Raw genomic sequence first — 429 nt, forward strand, 5'->3', positions numbered from 1 at the left:
CCGCAACCTGACCGCGCAGGTGCGGGACATCGCGCAGGTGACGACGGCGGTGGCGAACGGTGATCTGACCCAGAAGGTCACGGTGGACGTGGCCGGGGAGATGTTGGAGCTGAAGAACACCGTCAACCGGATGGTGGACCAGCTCTCGTCCTTCCAGTTCGAGGTCACCCGGGTCGCCCGGGAGATCGGTGACGAGGGCGTCCTCGGCGGTCAGGCGTCGGTGCAGGGCGTGGACGGGTCCTGGAAGGACCTGACGGACTCGGTGAACACGGCTTTCCGCAACCTCACCGGTCAGGTGCGCAACATCGCGCAGGTGACGACGGCGGTGGCGAACGGTGATCTGACCCAGAAGGTCACGGTGGACGTGGCCGGGGAGATGTTGGAGCTGAAGAACACCGTCAACAAGATGGTGAACCAGCTCTCCTCGTT

General features: G+C 64.8%; 1 protein-coding gene. It reads left to right on the forward strand.

What is annotated here, in order from left to right:
• Positions 1-429: HAMP domain-containing protein (locus FNQ90_RS26635; protein WP_182608609.1), on the forward strand; the 429-nt coding region annotated here is incomplete at both ends.

Source organism: Streptomyces alkaliphilus (assembly GCF_014141535.1).
Classification (GTDB): domain Bacteria; phylum Actinomycetota; class Actinomycetes; order Streptomycetales; family Streptomycetaceae; genus Streptomyces; species Streptomyces alkaliphilus.